The organism is Aquabacterium sp. CECT 9606 (assembly GCF_918741295.1).
In the GTDB taxonomy this organism is placed as follows: domain Bacteria; phylum Pseudomonadota; class Gammaproteobacteria; order Burkholderiales; family Burkholderiaceae_C; genus Aquabacterium.
The window spans coordinates 810,727-828,594 of the sequence record NZ_CAKKNB010000001.1; the positions used below are offsets into that span (position 1 = coordinate 810,727).

Sequence of the window (17,868 nt, forward strand, 5' to 3'; positions counted from 1 at the left end):
TTTCATGAAAAAGTGTTCTGGCGTTTTGCGCCTTTCGATGCTGGTGCTCAGCGGGCTATCAGCTGGTTTGCCGCCTCTGTCGGCCCATGCCGGGGCGCTCATTTGTGGAAATTCCGGCACGTCGTGCGCCCTGCCGACTTTGTCCGGCGCCACCACCTCCGGTGGCGGCAAGCGCGACACCACCGAGGCCTTTGCCGGCATCAACTGGGCCTTTGGCGCCGGCCCCGAGCTGGTGCTGGGCGTACGCTCCTTGCGCACCGATACCCGCCGCAGGGTTGAAGGCGCGCGGCTGGAAACCACCTTCCCGTTCAGCATGCAAAGCATCGCTTTCGACAAGTTGCGCCTGCGCTTGGTGGGCGGTCACCGCTCCGGCATGTATGAGCTGGGTGGCGGCTACTCGTTTGTTGGCAAAGGCTTCTTGCTGTCCAGCGCCTTGCAGACCGATTACTTCAACTTGGGAACAGACTTGACCCTGAGTGACTTCAAATGGCAGCCCTTCGTGGGTGTGAATACCCTGGAGCGCGCCAAGGCCCCAGCCTTGAACAGCAACGGTACCTTGGCTTGTGCCCCCGGCACGGGCGACCTTACCTCGGTGACCGACTTGTTGAACAACGCTGGCACCTCGGTGGCTCCCGAGCTTCAATTGAACGGGTTCACCTGCTACCAAGCTGTCTGATCTGAGATGGGCGCGCAGGGACGGTTGGCTGATACAGTGTTCAGCCTCCGCCCCCAAACTCCTTGAGTTGCGCCCCATGTCCCGCCAGATCTTCCTCGACACCGAAACCACTGGCCTGAGCCCCGAATCGGGCGATCGCATCATCGAAATCGGTTGTGTGGAAATGGTGAACCGCCGCCTCACTGGCCGACACCTGCACTTCTACCTGAACCCTCAGCGCCCCAACCACGAAGACGCCGTCCGCATCCACGGCTTGACCGATGAGTTCCTGGCCGACAAGCCCTTGTTCGCGGCCGTGGTCGACGAGTTCCTGGACTATGTTGCCGGCTCCGAGCTGATCATCCACAACGCCAGCTTCGACATCGGCTTCCTGAACGCCGAACTGCGCCGCGTGAACAAGGGCGTGATGGCCGACCACATCGAAGGCGTGCTCGACACCCTGGTGATGGCGCGCGAGATGTTCCCGGGCAAGTCCAATTCGCTGGACGCCTTGTGCAAACGACTGGAAGTCGACAACACCCACCGGACCCTGCACGGCGCCTTGATGGACGCCGAGTTGCTGGCCACCGTCTACATCAACATGACACGCGGCCAGGATGCGTTGTTGATCGACGCTGGTGGCGAGGAGGAGGGCAGCCAGGCCGCCCTGGATGCCGCTGCAGTGGATCTGAGCCAGTTCGTGCTGCGCGTGATCGAGCCCAGCGCCGCCGAAGCCGAGGCCTTCGACAAGTCGCTGGCCGACATCGACAAAGCCAGCGGTGGCAAGACAATTTGGAAAACGCTCGAAGCCGTGCTATAGTATTGGTCTTCGCCAAGCACCCAGGCGGAGCCGAAATGACCAATTTCGGGCGGTTAGCTCAGTGGTAGAGCACTGCCTTCACACGGCAGGGGTCGCAGGTTCGAACCCTGCACCGCCCACCAAAACATGAACCCGACGCTGCTTTAAAGCAGGTCGGGTTTTTTGTTGTTGGCTGGCCCAGTGAGGGGCGGCCAGATCCACAGCCAACTCAGCTGGCAGTTTCTTCCGACTGGGCCCATGCCCGGTCGGCATTCACGAAGTCGGCATGGCTGACCTCGCGCACTTGAATCTTGTCGTCCACGTTGAACACGGACAACCGGCCGGAATCCGAGCTGTCGTCGGGCATGTCCCGGTCAACCACCGTGACCACCAGGCAGGCGTGCACTTCGGTCAATCCCTGGCTGGGCTGCTGGCCCATCACGGACCGAAGTTGCAGCAAGGCTGGTTTGAGCGCATCCACCGGCAGCTCCAGAAAACAACGCGCACCTTTGCGGCCCAGCACATGTTCAAGGTAGCCCAGGTGCCTGAGGACTTTGCGCGCGCCCGCATGCTGGTCCAACACCTGCGTCAGGGCTTCCTGCATGCGCTCGAGTTGCGCTGCGTCCACGCCCATCGCTGGCAGTGGTTTGGCCACGCCGGATTTGGCATGAGACCCCTGAGCGCGCTGCGCGGCGGCCTTGCCGCCTTTCGATTTTTGCAGCACCACGTGCAACTTGCCTTGCCGACGCTCCAACTGCACTTGCGCCACAAAAAGCCCGCGCACCACGTTCACCAAGGCGGTGAACCAATTGATTTTCTTCTGCGATCGGGATGAGCGGGAGCTGTGCGCCATGGTTGGTGATGGTGGGCCTGTGACCCATCATGGCCCAAGGTCGCTGGCGTGCTCACCTTCCGCGGGGTCGCTGTCCACTCCATCACGCAAATCATCTGGTCATCGCCCATCCCCTTGCTCGCGGGGCGCCAGGGGCCGCCCAGGGTTTTCATGGATGACTTGTGATTCTCTTCACGAATAGTCTGGAAACACTGTTTTTTTATAACGCCTTGTTTCAAGGTTGTGAGGCCCCCATGACCCAACCCACCGTCCACCGCCGCCATGTGCTCGCCACCCTCACGGCGTCAGCCGCCTCCACCTTGATGTCGGGCGGGCAAGCGCAGGCGGTCACCGGCCCCAGCGCCCTTGGCGACTACAACACCGATGTCGTCATCATCGGTGCCGGCTACTCCGGCCTGGCCTGTGCCCGGGCCTTGGTGGCCGCGGGGCGGCAGGTGCTGTTGCTGGAAGCGCGTGATCGCGTGGGAGGTCGCTGCTGGAATCAGAACCTGCCAGCCCCATTTGGCAATTACGTGGTCGAGGGCGGCGCCGCCTTCATTGGGCCCACTCAAGACCGCATGTATGCGCTGGTCCAGCAACTGGGCCTGAAAACCTACCCGGTCTACGACACGGGCAAGCTGATCAACTACGCCAATGGCAAGCGCAGCACCTACACGGGCGTGCTGCCCTGGTCCAACTTGCTGGCCACCAGCGAGACGGCGATCACCATGCTCAAGATCGACGCCATGGCCAAGCAGGTGCCGCTGGATGCGCCCTGGACCGCGCTCAAGGCGGCCGAATGGGATTCGCAAAGCATGCAGACCTGGATGGACCGCAACCTGTTCACCGCCGATGCCAAAAACCTGCTGCGCCTGTGCGTGCTGTCCCTGGTGTCGACCGAGCCGCGCGACATCTCCTTCCTGTACATGCTGCACTACGTTCACTCGGGTGGCGGCCTGACGAGCCTGCTCAGCACCCAAGGCGGCGCACAACAGGACCGGATCGTCGGCGGCTCGCAGTCCATCGCTCTGGGCATGGCGCGCGAGCTGGGTGGCCGCATCCTGTTCCGCGCGGCGGCCCGCTCGGTCAAGCAAGATGGCGGCGGCATCACGGTGTCGGGCGATGGCTTCAACGTGCGGGCTCAGCGTGCCGTCGTGGCCATGTCACCCTGGATGGCCTCGCGGCTGAGCTACGAGCCGCTGGACGGCCCCACCCAGGTGCGCCTGCAGATGATGCAACGCGTGCCCATGGGCTCGGCCTGGAAGGTCCACGTGGTCTACGACCGCCCGTTCTGGCGCGACGAAGGCCTCAGCGGCCAGGTCACCAGCGATGCTTTCCTGCCCAAGATCGTGTTCGACACCACCCAGCCCACGGCGGGCGCACCTGGCGTGATCATGGCCTTCATCGATGGCCAGGATGCGCGCGATGCCGCCTTGATGGCGCCTGCGGTTCGCAAGGCCAAGGTGCTTCAGGCCCTGGCGGTGTTCTTCGGCCCCAAGGCGGCCACGCCCCTGGCCTACATGGAGAACAACTGGCAGGCCGAGAATTTCAGCGGTGGCGCGCCCACCGGTGTCTTCCCGCCGGGTGTGCTGACAGGCTTTGGGCCCAGCTTGCGTGCACCCGTTGGCAAGCTGCACTGGGCCGGCACCGAGACCTCGTCCATCTGGACTGGTTACATGGAAGGGGCCGTGCGCTCCGGCGAACGTGCCGCGCAGGAAATCATCAACACATGAACCCTGCAAGCCGAACCTCGGCCGTGGTCGTGGTGGGTGCCGGCCCGGCAGGCTTGGCCGTGGCCGCCTGCCTGCAAAAGAAAAAGGTGCCCTGCATCGTGCTGGAGCAGCACGACCATGTGGGCTCATCCTGGCTTGGGCACTACCACCGCCTGCACCTGCACACCGACAAGGCCCACTCGGCCTTGCCCTTTTATGATTTCCCCAAGTCCTACCCGCGCTACCCTTCGCGCCAGCAGGTGGTGGACTACCTGAACGCCTACGCGCGGCATCACCAGATCCAGCCCCTTCACGGACAGAAGATCGTCCGTGCTTGCCGCACCGAGGGTGACTGGGAGATCCATTCACAAGACACCGTTTACCGTGCACGATCACTGGTCGTGGCCGCTGGCTACAACCGCGAGCCGCAGCGCCCTGCGTGGCCCGGCATGGATGCCTACCAGGGCCAGATCCTGCACAGCTCGGCTTACACCCATGGCGCCAGTCTCAAAGGTCAGCGTGTGTTGGTGGTCGGCCTGGGCAACTCGGGCGGCGAAATTGCCATCGATCTCCACGAGCATGGTGCGCAGCCCACCCTGGCTGTGCGCAGCCCTGTCAACGTCATCCGCCGTGAGGTGTTCGGCATCCCATTCCTGACCATCGGCATTCTGCAAAAAGCCTTGCCGCCCCAATGGGCCGATGCCTTGAACGCGCCCGTCATGCGCATGCTCACCGGGGATCTGTCCCAATACGGTTTGCGGCAACCCGACGAGGGCCCCATCACGCAGATTCGAAAACATGGGCGCGTCCCCTTCATCGACGTGGGCACCATCCAGTTGATCAAGCAGGGGCAGGTCCAGGTCAGGCCCGGCATTGAGCGCTTCACCGAGCAAGGCGTGGTGTTCAGCGATGGGAGGGATGAAGCGTTTGACACCGTGGTGTTGGCCACCGGTTACCGCCCAAATGTCCAGTCATGGCTGGAGGTGGGAGACGGCGTTTTGGGCGAGGGCGGCGCCCCCGTGGCCAGCGGCCAAGCCCTGGAGCGGGCTCAGGATTTGTACTTCTGCGGCTACCACGTCTCAGCCACCGGCATGCTGCGTGAGATCGCCCAGGAGGCGCTTCAAATTGGGCAGCTTATCGCTCGCTCACACGGGCAGCCAGGAAACGCCGCCCGAGCTGCTTGATCAAAGGCGCGCTCAGCATCAGTCCGGCTGAGGCGCACGCGGCCATCGGCACCAGTGAGTCAAAGTAGTCCATCAGGCATGCGCCCAGCATGATGAAACCCAGCCCCAGGAAGTACAGGGGCACCGCACGCTCGCGTGTAGTAGATGCTGCGTTGATCGGCATTTTTTACCATCGCTTTCAAAATGAAGGCGCCCGTTGAAGCTCGGCGCCTGCCGCGATTTTGAAGGTCTTGAGTGGGCCCAATCGGCGCAGATGAGGTCTTCGCCGAGGCTTGTTGCGGCGTTTGCAGCTCATGGGCCCGCCATTTGCCGTGCTGAGGGTGTTCATAACTCAACGCTGAGGAGCCACCATGGCCAACACCAACACCCCCTTTGTCACCGGTCTTTTCAAGGACCGCGACAGCGCCGAACGCGCTTACCAATCTCTGTCCGAGCGGGGCTACACCAAGGACGATGTGAACCTGGTGATGTCAGACGACACCCGCAGCCGGCTCTTCTCCACCACCACGTCGCGGGAAACCGAGCTCGGCAGCAAGGCGGCTGAAGGCGCGGGCATCGGTGGGGCCATTGGCGGCACCGTGGGCGCCATCGCGGCGGCCGTCGCGGCCATGGGCACCACACTGCTGGTGCCAGGCTTGGGCATCGTCGTGGCCGGGCCTTTGGCCGCCGCCCTGGCCGGGGCCGGCGCGGGTGCGGCCGGTGGTGGTTTGATCGGTGCGCTGATCGGTTTGGGCATTCCCGAAGAGCGCGTCAAGAAGTATGAAACTGGCATCAAGGAAGGCGGCATCCTGATGGGCTTCAAGCCCCGTTCGGATGACGATGCCAGCCACATCGAGCAAAGCTGGAAGAGCTACAACGGCGAACAGATCTACCGTTGATCCAGGCTGGTCTTCAAGGGGGCGTGGTGGCCGAGGTTTGAGGCCACTGCGCCCTGATGTCGTCCAGCAGTTCCTTGCACAACTGGCGTTCGTCGGGATCGGCAATGTCCGCGCGGTGGCATGGCGTTGCCGACAATTTGGCCAAGGATGCATCCCGGTCCTTGATGTAGAGCATTTCCAGGACGCGCGCGCCGCCCGCTTCCAGGATGGCCCTGGGTGTGCCATGCACCTCCCAGTAGGTGATGTGGCCATTCGGGCCTTCGCAGAACCAATAGGCGGCCAAGCCATGGTTGGACGCGACAAAAAGGCTGGGCCGGTCAATGTGACGCGCCACAGGTTGTCCGACCGGGGTGGTGGACAAGGCCAGGGCGGCTGGCAGGCAGTCGGGTTGAGCGGCGTGTGAGGCACAGGCGGCCACCGACAGAATCGAAAAGATGACGGTCCGCATGAAAGGCTCTCTGGTGAATCAATGCCAATGCGTGGCAACCAGCGTGCCTGCCCCTGTTACGTCAAGAGACCATTCTAAAAAAATACCAGCGCGCCAAGCGCTCGGCCACACACGGCGGTTGGATTCAGGCGCCCGGCGCCGGGGTGCGGGCCACCACCCACACCGACACGCTGCGCGCGCCCGCGTCCCGCAATGTGCGGGTGATCTCGTCCACGGTGGCGCCAGTGGTCAGCACATCGTCCACCAAGGCAATGTGGCGGCCAACCAAGGCGCGGCGAAAAAGGGCGTTGACCTCGAATGCTCCGCGGATCTGATGTCGGCGGGCATCGGCGTCCAGTGTCATCATCCTGGGCGTGTCCGTCACGCGGCGCAGCGCTTGGGGCAGGGCAGGGATGCCTGTCTGCCGTGACAGGTGCCGGGCCAGTTGCCATGACTGGTTGTAGCCGCGCTCACGCAATCGCGGCGCTGACAAAGGCGTGGGAACGATCACCTGAGGCCGAGCCCGCGCGGGCAGCGTCTTCATGCGGGCCGTCATCAGCATGGCCAGGGGCTTGGCCAGCGCCACGTCGCCCTGGAACTTGAACCGCGCGATCAGCTCGCGCCAGGGCGAGGTGTAGTCCACCGCGGCCAAGGCGCGGTCAAACTCGGGCGGGTAGTCATCACAGGCCAAGCACTCTGTCTGGCCATCCTTCAAGGCCAGGGCGCACCGCTGACAGCGCAGACGTTGGGGCGCGAATGCCGACAGACAGTGCCGGCAAACGGACTGCCATTGCGCCCTTTGGCAAACCACGCACAAGCCTGGCCAGGGCAAGTGCCAACGAAGAGAAGGGCCAGGCAAGGAAAGCATCCAGTCAATATACTGAGCGCCCCGCCTGCAGGCCATCGCCCTGTAGGGGGCTTAGCAGTCACCGGTGCCCCATGTCCGCCCCTTCTTCCGATCCCGTCGCGCCCCAGTCCAAGGCTTTGCTGCACCAGGCCCGGCGCCTGTCTCGCTTGCCTGAGGCGCCATGGTTGTACCAAGAGGTGGCCCGCCGTTTGGCCTCCAAGCTGGAAATCATCCTGCTCCAGCCGCTGCAATGGCTGGATTGGGGCGGTTTTCTGGGGGGCGGGGCCAGCGAAGTGCAGGCCCGTTATCCGAAAGCCCAGCGCTGGGTGTGTGAGCCCGTGCCCGAGTTGCAGCAGCGCAGTCGCGAGCAATGGCGCGCGCAGGCGCCCAAGAGCTGGTGGGCGCCCTGGCGCCGAGGCGTGGATCCGGTGGTGCTGGGTGATTCTGTGGCCGTCGCTCCGTGGTCACCCGGCGTGCAGATGGTGTGGGCCAACATGGCGCTGCACGCCTACCCCGATTTGCCACAGTTGTTGAAGCAATGGCACCAAGCCCTGGCCGTGGACGGTTTCCTGATGTGTTCGGGTTTGGGGCCGGACACCGCCCGCGAACTTCGCCAGCTTTACCGCGAGTTGGGTTGGCCCCTGCCCACCATCAATTTCATTGACATGCATGACCTGGGTGATGCCATGGTCGAGGCCGGTTTCGCCGACCCCGTCATGGACATGGAGCAAATCACGTTGACCTGGGCCTCCGCCGAACAGATGCTGGCCGAATGGCGCACCTGGGGCGGCAATGTTGCCCAGGGTCGGTTCCAAGGTTTGCGGACACCCCGATGGCGAGCCCGTTTACTGAAAGTGCTCTCTGAAGGTTTGACGCGCCCCGACGGTCGCCTCGGTTTGACGATCGAGTTGGTCTACGGCCATGCCATCAAGCCCGCCCCTCGCCCGCAACTCGCCGCCGAGACCCGGGTATCCCTCGATGACATGAAAGCGATGATCCGGCACGGTTCGGCCAAATCCTGAACGTTGCGAATCCCGCAAAATCACGGGTTAGCCATAGCAAAAGTAAATTCCCGGCAAGTTGAGATAGCGACAGACCCCGGCTAAAATGAATGGATCATTGAGGCGGGCCCACGAAGCCTGTCTTTTTCCGGGTGTTTCGCCCTTTTCCGCCCTTTGTGGCCTTGGAGCCGTGGCGTAAATGCCTGCCGCCTTGTCCCCAGTTCCCATGATGTCCTCAGCCGCCCTGCGCTTTGGGGTGTGGCGCCCTTTGCTGAATCTGGTGCAGGGAGCGGCGTCCATGGCGACGCCCGACCCCTCCAGCTGGCGAGTCGAGTGGCTTCTTCAGCGCGATGGCGCGCTCAGCGCGCGTCAGGTGTGGTCGGTCTATGCGGCCTTGTGCCTGGTGTCGGTCGGTCTGGCGGGTGGATTCTGGTATTTCGGGGCGGCCTTCGTGCTGCCCTTTGCATTCATGGAAATGCTGGCGGTCATGGCCGCGGTACTCATGTATTCGCGGCATGCCGCTGATCGCGAGTACATTGCGATGCGCCCCAACCTGCTGCGGGTCGAGCGCCGAAGCGGTGGCCGCACCAACTGTGTCGAATTCAACCCGCGCTGGGTGCGCGTCGAGCCCGATCGGGACGACGGCTCCCTGGTGCGATTGTCTGGGCAGGGGCGCAGCGTGGTGGTGGGCGAGTTCGTCCAGCGCCAACACCGGCGACAGCTGGCGGACGAGTTCCGCTGGGCGCTCAAGCACCTGGAGGACTGAGGCGCCCGACCGTGACCCTCGTGTCGCGTTCTTGCGCCTGGCAGACCTCTCGCAAACAGACCTCTCAAACAACAAGTTCAACCATAGACGAGCGAAGAAATGATCAAGGATCTTGGGCATCAGGTGAGTCGGTGGTCCGCAGGACGGGCGGTCGGTTGTGCGTTCAGCGTCACCGCGGCGTTGTCGTCTTTGGCGGCCAGTTCCTCGGCATGGGCTGTGAACAGCCTGCCGGGTGGCCCGGCGGTGAATCAGCTGGACATGCATCCCGCGGTCACCAAGATCGCGCTCGAGCAGCAGAACCTGCATTACCTCCTGCTGTGGATCTGCAGCCTCATCTTCGTCGGTGTGTTCGGGGTGATGTTCTATTCCATCTTCAAGCACCGCAAGTCCAAGGGCGCCAAGTCCGCCGATTTTCACGAGTCCACCACGGTTGAAATCATCTGGACGGTGATCCCCTTCATCATCGTCGTGGGCATGGCCCTGCCCGCCACCAAGGTGGTGGTGGCCCAGAAAGACACCACCAACGCCGACCTGACCATCAAGGCCACCGGCTACCAGTGGAAGTGGGGCTACGACTACATCAAGGGCGAAGGCGAAGGCATCGGTTTCCTGTCCACGCTGGATGCCTCGCAGCGCGCCTTGTCCGACGCAGGCACCCCCCAGGGTGATGATTACCTCCTGAAGGTCGACCACGCCCTGGTGGTGCCGGTCAACAAAAAGGTGCGCATCATCACCACCGCCAACGACGTGATCCACTCCTTCATGGTGCCGGCCTTCGGCATCAAGCAGGATGCCATCCCCGGCTTCGTGCGCGACACCTGGTTCCGTGCTGAAAAGATCGGCGACTACTACGGCCAGTGCGTCGAGTTGTGCGGCAAGGAACACGCCTACATGCCCATCCACGTGAAGGTCGTCTCCGAAGCCGACTACAGCACCTGGGTGCAGGGGCAGCTCAAGGAAATGCAATCCAAGGCCGACGATCCCAACAAGGTCTGGACGCCAGAAGACCTCATCGCCCGTGGCGAGAAGGTCTACACGTCCAATTGCGCTGCCTGTCACCAGCCCAACGGCAAGGGCGGCGGTGCCATCAAGCCGCTCGATGGATCGCCCAAGGTGCTCAGCGACGATAAGAACGTTCAGATCCAGGTGTTGCTGCACGGCCAGAACAATGGCCTGATGCCGGCTTGGAAGCAACTGTCGGACACGGAAATCGCGGCCGTCATCACCTACACCAAGAATCATTGGTCCAACAAGACCGGGCAGGTCGTGCAGCCTGCCGAAGTGCGCACTGCCCGTCAGTGACGCGGCGCTGACCTGACAAGATACGTAAAGGATTCGACATGAGCGCAGTCATTGATCACGGCGGTCACGCCCACGGGCACGACGATCACGCACACGACCACCCGCACGGCTGGCGCCGTTGGGTGTTCGCCACCAACCACAAGGACATCGGGACGCTGTATTTGCTGTTCTCGCTGACCATGCTGATGATCGGCGGCGTGCTGGCCCTGTGCATCCGCGCCGAGCTGTTCAAGCCTGGCCTGCAGCTGTTCAACCCCGAGCTGTTCAACCAGTTCACCACCATGCACGGCATCATCATGGTGTTCGGCGCCATCATGCCGGCCTTCGTGGGCATGGCCAACTGGATGATCCCGCTGCAGATCGGCGCGTCCGACATGGCCTTTGCGCGGATGAACAACTTCAGCTTCTGGCTGCTGATTCCCGCCTCGCTGCTGCTGGTCGGCTCCTTCTTCATGCCCGGTGGCGCGCCTGCCGCCGGCTGGACGCTGTACGCGCCGCTGACCCTGCAAATGGGCCCATCGATGGACGCCGGCATTTTCGCCATGCACATCATGGGCGCCAGTTCGGTCATGGGCTCGATCAACATCATCGTGACCATCCTGAACATGCGCGCGCCCGGCATGACCTTGATGAAGATGCCGATGTTCTCGTGGACCTGGCTGATCACCGCCTACCTGCTGATCGCCGTGATGCCCGTGCTGGCCGGCGCCATCACCATGACGCTGACCGACCGCCACTTCGGCACCAGCTTCTTCAACCCCGCTGGCGGCGGCGATCCGGTGATGTACCAGCACATCTTCTGGTTCTTCGGCCACCCCGAGGTCTACATCATGATCTTGCCGGCCTTCGGCATCGTCAGCCAGATCATCCCGGCCTTCGCCCGCAAGCGCCTGTTCGGTTACGAGTCCATGGTGTATGCCACGGCCTCCATCGCCATCCTGAGCTTCATCGTGTGGGCTCACCACATGTTTGCCACTGGCATGCCCGTCACTGGCCAGTTGTTCTTCATGTACGCCACCATGCTGATCTCGGTGCCCACGGGCGTGAAGATCTTCAACTGGGTGGCCACCATGTGGCGTGGCTCCATGACCTTTGAAGCGCCCATGGTGTGGGCCGTGGGCTTCATCTTCGTGTTCACGATGGGCGGCTTCACCGGCCTGATCCTGTCGATGGCCCCGATCGACACGCAGTTGCAAGACACCTATTACGTGGTCGCCCACTTTCACTATGTGCTGGTGGCCGGCTCGCTGTTCGCGTTGTTTGCCGGCTTCTATTATTGGGCGCCCAAGTGGACTGGCGTGATGATCCCTGACTGGAAAGGCCAGTTGCACTTCTGGTGGTCGCTGATCGCCTTCAACGTTACCTTCTTCCCGATGCACTTCCTGGGGTTGGCTGGCATGCCGCGTCGTTATGCCGACTATCCCATGCAGTTCGCCGACTTCAATGAGCTGGCGTCCATCGGCTCGTTTGCCTTCGGCCTGGCACAGGTGTATTTCATCTTCGGCGTGATGATCCCGGCCATGCGTGGCAAGGGCGTGCCGGCCCCGGCCCGTCCGTGGGATGGTGCCGAAGGCCTGGAATGGGAGATCCCTTCGCCAGCGCCGTTCCACACCTTCGAGAATCCGCCCAAGCTGGACGCCTCGGCCACCCGCGTGATTGGCTGAGCAGGACTCAAGATGGCCCAGCCCACTTCTGACAGCCACAAGAAGGCATTGCGTTCGCGCAACCTGCGCCTGGGCTTGATCCTGGGCTCGGTGGCCCTGGTCTTTTTCGTGGGCTTCATCACGCGCTTGGTCTTGCTCAAGCACTGACGCACCATGAGCCCCACGCCCGCCACCCTGTCTGCCCGGATGCTGCATCTGCGCCAAGCCAATCTGGGCATGGTGGGCAAGCTGGTGGTGGTGACCTGCCTCATGTTCGCCTTTGGCTACGCCATGGTGCCCATGTACAAGTCGATCTGCAAAGCTTTGGGCATCAATGTGTTGTCCCTGACCGAGCAGGTGATCCCTGGGGCTTCAGCCAAAAGCCGGCCCAACACCCAGGTCGACCTGAGCCGCACCATTTCGGTCGAGTTCGATGCCAACGCCCGCGGGGTGTGGGAGTTCAAGCCCGAAGTGCGGTCGCTGCAGGTGCACCCGGGGCAGTTGACCACCGTGATGTACGAGTTCCGCAACACGCAGAACCGGACCATGGCTGCGCAGGCCATCCCCAGTTACGCACCCAAGCAGGCGACCGCTCATTTCAACAAATTGCAGTGCTTTTGCTTCAACGAGTACATCCTCAAGCCGGGCGAGACCAAACGCTGGCCGGTGGTGTTCGTGATCGATCCTCAATTGCCCAAGGACGTCGCCACGATCACCTTGTCCTACACTTTCTTCGAGGTGGGCGGCAAGGTGCCCGCGGCGCCGAAGGGGGGCGTGTGAGCGAGCAACCCAAAGGCTCATTCACTCAAACGGTGAAAGCCGTGGCGTGGTCTTTTTTGGGCATCCGCAAGGCCTCAGGTCAGGCGGAGGACATTGCCCGGATCAAGCCTGCCCACCTGATCGTGGCCGGGTTGCTGGGTGGGGCGGTGTTTGTGACGGTGCTGGTTCTGCTTGTGCGCTGGGTCGTGGCGAGTGGCGTGGCGCATTGATGGTTTCTGTCTTCAATTTTTTCAAGTAACGGTATCCAGGAGAACAACATGTCGGCAGCGGTTCCCAAAGGGCAAGCTCCCTACTACTTCGTGCCAGGCCCGTCGAGCCACCCTGTGATGGCGGCCATCGGGCTGTTCTTTGTCGTGCTCGGCGCAGGGCAATGGGTCAATGGTGTCGAGTGGGGGCCTTACTCGGTGGCCTTGGGCATGGCTTGGTGGCTGTTCACGCTCAAGCGCTGGTTTGGCGATGCCATCCATGAAAGCGAAAGCGGCATGTACAGCGACCGCATCGATGTCTCGTTCCGCTGGAGCATGGCCTGGTTCATCTTCTCGGAAGTGATGTTCTTTGCGTCGTTCTTCGGGGCTTTGTTCTGGGCGCGCCAATACGCCTTGCCGGCCTTGGGCAACATCGAGAACGCCTTGTTGTGGCCCGATTTCAAGGCGCTTTGGCCCAGCATGGTCGCGGGTGCCACCGCCTCGCCCGCTGGCACCGTGGAAGCCTTCCGCACCATGGGCCCCTGGCCGATCCCCACGATCAACACGGCGTTGCTGCTCACGTCGGGTGTCACGCTGACCATCGCCCACCATGCTTTGCGTGAAGATCATCGGGGCAAGACCATTGCCTTCATGTGGCTCACGGTGTTGCTGGGCTCCTTGTTCCTGAGCTTGCAAGCTTACGAGTACTATGAAGCGTATGTGCACTACAACCTGAAGCTGTCCTCGGGCATCTATGGCTCGACCTTCTTCATGCTGACCGGCTTCCACGGCTTCCACGTGTTCGTCGGCACCTTGATGTTGCTGTTCATCACCCTGCGTTTGCACAAGGGCCACTTCACTGCGCAACGCCATTTTGGTTTTGAAGGCGCGGCCTGGTACTGGCACTTTGTCGACGTGGTCTGGTTGGGTTTGTACATCGTCGTTTACTGGATGTAAGCCGGTTGGACCCGGCCCGGCACGGGGCACGGGTCTTTCCCCAAAAGCAAAGAGCGCCCGGGTGGCGCTCTTTTGACGTGAGGGGCGGTGTTCAGCGGCTCAAAGCGGGATGCCGGTAGGGTGAATCCAGCCCATCTTGTAGCTGAACAAGATGAACAGGAACAATGCCACGGACAGGGCCACACGCAAAGCCAGGGCGTGCAGCATGCGGTTGCTTTTGGGGGCGCCGTCTCGGCCGTCCTTGAGCAAAGCCCGGCCTGCCATGGCAAGCGCGGCGATGATGGCCAGCAATGCGAAGGTGATGATGATTTTCATGGTGAGACATTATGTCGGCAGGGCCGCGCGGATGGGCGCCCAATGACCCCGCGCTCGCGCCAGGTTTTGGTGCTGGTGGCGGCCGTGCTGGCGGTTGCCCTGACCTTGTCCCTGGGGCGCTGGCAATTGCACCGTGCCGATGAAAAACTCGCTCGGCAAGCGGCGGTGGGCGAGCGGGACGCCTTGCCCGCGCTGGGCGTCACGGCCTTGCCGTGCGGCGTGCAGGCCGATGCGGGGCTCATCATGAACCGGCGCGTGGTGTTGCAAGGCCAGTGGCTACCGCAGCACACCTGGTTGCTGGACAACCGAGCCATGGATGGCCGGGCGGGCTTTTACGTTGTCACCGCCCTGCAAGTCAAACGTCCCGGACCGTGTGCGGCCCAGGTGCTCCTGGTCCAACGCGGCTGGGTGCCACGCAATGCCCAGAACCGCGCCCAGATCCCACCGTTCTCGACCCCCGCCGGGCCCGTGCAACTGCTGGGTCGCTTGGTACCCGACCTGTCCCGCGCCTACAGCCTCGGCGCTGATTTGGCCCTGCCGGCGTCGTCGGGCCCCGCCATCGTCCAGAATATCGACTTCGCCACCTTGCCGGCCGTGATGGGCCGGGCGGTGGCACCCCCCGTGGTGCTTCAGTTGCAGCCCGAGACGTCCTTGTCTGGCCAAGTCGTCTCCGAAGCATCGGGCTTTCTTTTGCGGCGCGATTGGCCAGCCCTGGCCTCCGATGTCGGCAAACACCATGCTTATGCGGTCCAGTGGTTCGCCCTGGCCGCCTTGATCACAGGACTGTATGTCTGGTTCCAACTCCTCAGCCCCCTCCGCCGCCGAACGCGGTGATCCGCTGGTGCAAATGAGCGTTCACAGCCTGCCCTCGGCGCCGCAAGCCGACCTGGGGCAGCGCACACGCCTGGGCCGGCTCAAGATGTTGCTGGTGTGGGCCATCTGCGCCACACCGGTGGTGGCCTCTTACCTGACCTATTACGTGGTCCGTCCAGAGGGCCGTGCCAACTACGGCACCTTGATCCTGCCCATGCGCGACATGCCCGCAGATGCATCGCTGCCGCTCAAGGACCTGCAGAACCAGCCCGTGGCGGCGTCTTCACTGAAGGGCCAGTGGCTGCTGGTGACTGTCGCGGGCGGTGCTTGTGATGCCGCGTGCGAACAGCATTTGTATTACCAGCGCCAGGTGCGTGAAACGCTGGGCAAGGACAAGGACCGCGTGGACCGCGTCTGGCTCATCACGGACGATGCCCCGGTGCGTGATGCCATCAAGCCCGGCCTGGAAGGCACGACCGTGCTGCGCACGCCCGAAAGCGATCTGGCCAAGTGGTTCACCCCGGAAGCAGGCCAGCCCCTGAGCGCGCACTTTTACCTGGTGGACCCCAAGGGCGCGTGGATGATGCGCTTCCCGGCGCAGCCCGACATGAGCAAGGTCAAGCGGGATCTCAGCCGCCTGATGAAAGCCAACGACTCCTGGGACGAGGCTGGCCGCTGAGGCGGGCTGGAGCGCGGCATGGGTGGTTGGATCGATTGGAATCCCGCACTGGAAGTGGCCCTGGTGGGTGCCTTGCTGGCGGTGCTGCCCCTGATCTGGGTGGTGGTGAAAGGGCGCCGTGAAGGGCTTCAAGGCTGGCCGGCCTGGCAACGCGCCTTGACTTTGGCGACCTTGTTCCTCACCCTGGACCTGGTGGTGTTTGGCGCCTTCACGCGCCTGACGGATTCAGGCCTGGGTTGTCCGGATTGGCCTGGTTGCTATGGGCACAACAGCCCAGTGGGTGCGCGGTCCCTGATCGAGCAGGCGCAAGCGGCCCTGCCCAGCGGCCCGGTCACGCATGGCAAGGCCTGGATAGAGATGATCCACCGTTACCTGGCGTCCGGCGTGGGCGCTTTGATCACGGGCTTGATGGTGGCCGCCTGGTGGGGGCGCCGCAAGGCCGGCAGCCTGTCGCCCTGGTGGCCCACGCTGACTTTCGTGTGGGTGTGCGCACAGGGGGCGTTTGGCGCATTCACCGTCACCTTGAAGCTGTATCCGCTGGTGGTCACCGGGCATTTGCTGGGTGGTTTGCTGGGCGTGGGCTTGTTGACCGCACAAGCACGGGCCTTGGACAAGGCGGACGAATCGACCACCCAGGCCTGGCGCCAGTCGCCGCTGCGGCTTGGGGCCTTGGTGGTGCTGGCGCTGGCGGTGATGCAGATGGCCTTGGGCGGTTGGGTCAGCACCAATTCGGCGGTGCTGGCCTGCAGCGAGGTGCCGCTGTGCCAGGGGCAATGGTGGCCCACCATGGATTTTGAAACTGGTTTCCGCCTGCTGCGGCCCTTGGGCGGCGATGGCCTGGGAGCGCAGATCACACTGGCGGGCTTGACCGCCATCCACATGGTCCACCGTCTGGCCGCCGTGCTGGTGTTGGGCGCCATGGTGGCTTTGGCCTGGGGCTTGTGGCGTGCCCGCCGGTGGCGCCGCGAAGCCATCGGCTTGTGGGCCCTGGCGGCCTGGCAGTTGGCCACGGGCCTGAGCAATGTGGTGCTGGGCTGGCCGCTGGCGGCGGCCCTGGGCCACACCTTGGGCGCGGCCCTGCTGGTGTGGTGGTTGGTGCGTTTGCTGGTACAACCGCGCGGGGTCCCGATTTCCACGCGCACCTCTTAAAATCGGGCCTGACCCTGCGAACCCCCACATGACTGAATCCGTTGCCTCCAGCCCCGCCGCGATGAGCTTGCCCTCGCGCTTCAAGCAGTTCTACGTGCTGACCAAGCCGCGCGTGGTGCAATTGATCGTCTTTTGCGCGGTGATCGGCATGTTGCTCGCGGTGCCTGGCATGCCCACTCAGGCGGAAGCCTTGACGGCCCTGGCGGCGTGCATCGGCATCTGGCTGGTGGCCGGGGCGGCGGCGGCCTTCAATTGCCTGATCGAGCAGCAGATCGATTCACGCATGAAGCGCACGGCCTGGCGCCCCACGGCGCGCGGCGAGCTCACCAAGACGCAAACCCTGTTGTTCAGTGCGGGCCTGTGCATCCTTGGCATGGTCATCCTGATCGTGTGGGTCAATGCCTTGACGATGTGGCTGACCCTGGCCACCTTCGTGGGCTACGCGATCATCTACACCGTGGTGCTCAAGCCTTTGACGCCGCAGAACATCGTCATCGGGGGCGCGTCGGGCGCCATGCCGCCAGTGCTGGGCTGGGCGGCCATGCGGGGTTCGGTCGACCCTGAAGCCTGGATGCTCTGCCTGATCATCTTCTTGTGGACGCCGCCGCACTTCTGGGCGCTGGCCCTGTACCGGGTCGAGGATTACGCCCGCGCTGGCCTGCCCATGTTGCCGGTCACGCACGGCAATGAGTTCACGCGCTTGCACGTGCTGCTCTACACCTTCGTGCTGCTGGCGGGCACCTTGCTGCCCTTCGTGTACCAGATGAGCGGCTGGATCTACCTGGTGTCCGCCCTGGTGCTGGGCCTGTGGTTCGTGGCCTATGCCTTCCGCCTCTGGCGCCATTACAGCGACGAGCTGGCGCGCCAGACCTTCAAGTTTTCCATCATCTACCTGATGCTGCTGTTCGCGGCTTTGCTGGTGGACCACTACGTGCCGATCTGAG

The 17,868-nt window shown here is 63.3% G+C and carries 22 protein-coding genes and 1 tRNA gene; 18 read left to right on the forward strand and 5 right to left on the reverse strand.

The features are described from left to right. Positions 1-4: 4 nt before the first annotated feature. The 3 genes from LQ232_RS03740 (at position 5) to LQ232_RS03750 (ending at position 1,597) form a co-directional block, all read left to right on the forward strand. Entirely contained in the window at positions 5-676 is a 672-nt protein-coding gene (locus tag LQ232_RS03740) for a hypothetical protein (RefSeq protein WP_230179034.1), read from the forward strand. A gap of 76 nt (positions 677-752) precedes the next feature. Beyond that, complete coding sequence (gene dnaQ, locus LQ232_RS03745) at positions 753-1,475, forward strand: DNA polymerase III subunit epsilon (RefSeq protein ID WP_230179035.1); 723 nt, start codon at positions 753-755, stop codon at positions 1,473-1,475. A 47-nt stretch (positions 1,476-1,522) separates the two neighbouring features. Then, a tRNA-Val gene (locus tag LQ232_RS03750) sits at positions 1,523-1,597 on the forward strand. Between the two features lie 86 nt (positions 1,598-1,683). Here the strand turns inward: LQ232_RS03750 and LQ232_RS03755 are convergent. After that, entirely contained in the window at positions 1,684-2,307 is a 624-nt protein-coding gene (locus tag LQ232_RS03755) for a hypothetical protein (protein ID WP_230179036.1), read from the reverse strand. A gap of 233 nt (positions 2,308-2,540) precedes the next feature. On the opposite strand from LQ232_RS03755, the gene LQ232_RS03760 reads away from it, so the two are divergent. Next, positions 2,541-4,019, forward strand: a complete 1,479-nt coding sequence (locus tag LQ232_RS03760) for an FAD-dependent oxidoreductase (protein ID WP_230179037.1) — start codon at positions 2,541-2,543, stop codon at positions 4,017-4,019. Continuing rightward, complete coding sequence (locus tag LQ232_RS03765) at positions 4,016-5,182, forward strand: NAD(P)/FAD-dependent oxidoreductase (RefSeq protein WP_230179038.1); 1,167 nt, start codon at positions 4,016-4,018, stop codon at positions 5,180-5,182. The genes LQ232_RS03760 and LQ232_RS03765 overlap by 4 nt, the downstream gene beginning before the upstream one ends. Here the strand turns inward: LQ232_RS03765 and LQ232_RS03770 are convergent. Beyond that, complete coding sequence (locus LQ232_RS03770) at positions 5,133-5,345, reverse strand: hypothetical protein (protein ID WP_230179039.1); 213 nt, start codon at positions 5,343-5,345, stop codon at positions 5,133-5,135. The genes LQ232_RS03765 and LQ232_RS03770 overlap by 50 nt on opposite strands. A 187-nt stretch (positions 5,346-5,532) precedes the next feature. On the opposite strand from LQ232_RS03770, the gene LQ232_RS03775 reads away from it, so the two are divergent. Then, positions 5,533-6,060 (forward strand): hypothetical protein, encoded by a 528-nt coding sequence (locus LQ232_RS03775; RefSeq protein ID WP_230179040.1) that lies wholly within the window; start codon positions 5,533-5,535, stop codon positions 6,058-6,060. 13 nt (positions 6,061-6,073) lie between these two features. On the opposite strand, the gene LQ232_RS03780 is transcribed toward LQ232_RS03775, so the two are convergent. Together LQ232_RS03780 and LQ232_RS03785 are read right to left on the reverse strand one after the other, a co-directional pair. Next, entirely contained in the window at positions 6,074-6,508 is a 435-nt protein-coding gene (locus LQ232_RS03780) for a hypothetical protein (RefSeq protein ID WP_230179041.1), read from the reverse strand. Positions 6,509-6,632: 124 nt separating this feature from the next. After that, a complete protein-coding gene (locus LQ232_RS03785; protein ID WP_230179042.1) occupies positions 6,633-7,178 on the reverse strand; it encodes a ComF family protein in 546 nt (181 codons plus the stop codon). Between the two features lie 248 nt (positions 7,179-7,426). Between LQ232_RS03785 and LQ232_RS03790 the strand changes: the two genes are divergently transcribed. From LQ232_RS03790 to LQ232_RS03825, 8 genes are all read left to right on the forward strand, one after another. After that, the gene (locus LQ232_RS03790) at positions 7,427-8,356 is read left to right on the forward strand and encodes a methyltransferase domain-containing protein (protein WP_230179043.1); all 930 of its coding nucleotides are present in this window, start codon (positions 7,427-7,429) and stop codon (positions 8,354-8,356) included. 205 nt (positions 8,357-8,561) lie between these two features. Beyond that, a complete protein-coding gene (locus LQ232_RS03795) occupies positions 8,562-9,101 on the forward strand; it encodes a DUF2244 domain-containing protein (protein WP_230179044.1) in 540 nt (179 codons plus the stop codon). Positions 9,102-9,281: 180 nt separating this feature from the next. Then, complete coding sequence (coxB, locus tag LQ232_RS03800) at positions 9,282-10,403, forward strand: cytochrome c oxidase subunit II (RefSeq protein WP_230179721.1); 1,122 nt, start codon at positions 9,282-9,284, stop codon at positions 10,401-10,403. A 38-nt stretch (positions 10,404-10,441) separates the two neighbouring features. Then, positions 10,442-12,067 (forward strand): cytochrome c oxidase subunit I, encoded by a 1,626-nt coding sequence (gene ctaD, locus LQ232_RS03805; protein WP_230179045.1) that lies wholly within the window; start codon positions 10,442-10,444, stop codon positions 12,065-12,067. A gap of 12 nt (positions 12,068-12,079) precedes the next feature. After that, entirely contained in the window at positions 12,080-12,214 is a 135-nt protein-coding gene (locus LQ232_RS03810; RefSeq protein WP_230179046.1) for a cytochrome oxidase small assembly protein, read from the forward strand. Positions 12,215-12,220: 6 nt separating this feature from the next. Then, positions 12,221-12,826, forward strand: coding sequence for a cytochrome c oxidase assembly protein (locus tag LQ232_RS03815; RefSeq protein WP_371820086.1), 606 nt, complete (start codon positions 12,221-12,223; stop codon positions 12,824-12,826). Between the two features lie 32 nt (positions 12,827-12,858). Continuing rightward, positions 12,859-13,035 carry a DUF2970 domain-containing protein gene (locus tag LQ232_RS03820; protein ID WP_371820134.1) on the forward strand — a complete coding sequence of 59 codons (177 nt, stop codon included), beginning with the start codon at positions 12,859-12,861 and terminating at the stop codon, positions 13,033-13,035. Positions 13,036-13,083: 48 nt separating this feature from the next. Continuing rightward, positions 13,084-13,968, forward strand: coding sequence for a cytochrome c oxidase subunit 3 (locus tag LQ232_RS03825; protein ID WP_230179048.1), 885 nt, complete (start codon positions 13,084-13,086; stop codon positions 13,966-13,968). 99 nt (positions 13,969-14,067) lie between these two features. On the opposite strand, the gene LQ232_RS03830 is transcribed toward LQ232_RS03825, so the two are convergent. Then, on the reverse strand, positions 14,068-14,283 hold the full coding sequence (locus tag LQ232_RS03830) for a DUF2909 domain-containing protein (RefSeq protein WP_230179049.1): 216 nt from the start codon (positions 14,281-14,283) through the stop codon (positions 14,068-14,070). Between the two features lie 42 nt (positions 14,284-14,325). Here LQ232_RS03830 and LQ232_RS03835 point away from each other — a divergent pair, with 42 nt between their 5' ends. Genes LQ232_RS03835 through cyoE form a run of 4 tightly spaced genes read left to right on the forward strand, consistent with a single transcriptional unit; the run spans position 14,326 to position 17,867 of the window. Further along, entirely contained in the window at positions 14,326-15,117 is a 792-nt protein-coding gene (locus LQ232_RS03835; protein ID WP_230179050.1) for an SURF1 family protein, read from the forward strand. Continuing rightward, on the forward strand, positions 15,071-15,775 hold the full coding sequence (locus tag LQ232_RS03840) for an SCO family protein (protein WP_371820088.1): 705 nt from the start codon (positions 15,071-15,073) through the stop codon (positions 15,773-15,775). Before LQ232_RS03835 ends, LQ232_RS03840 begins: the two co-directional genes overlap by 47 nt. 18 nt (positions 15,776-15,793) lie before the next feature. Beyond that, the gene (locus tag LQ232_RS03845; RefSeq protein ID WP_230179052.1) at positions 15,794-16,924 is read left to right on the forward strand and encodes a heme A synthase; all 1,131 of its coding nucleotides are present in this window, start codon (positions 15,794-15,796) and stop codon (positions 16,922-16,924) included. Between the two features lie 28 nt (positions 16,925-16,952). Continuing rightward, entirely contained in the window at positions 16,953-17,867 is a 915-nt protein-coding gene (gene cyoE / locus LQ232_RS03850; protein ID WP_230179053.1) for a heme o synthase, read from the forward strand. The last annotated feature ends 1 nt before the right edge of the window (position 17,868 follow it).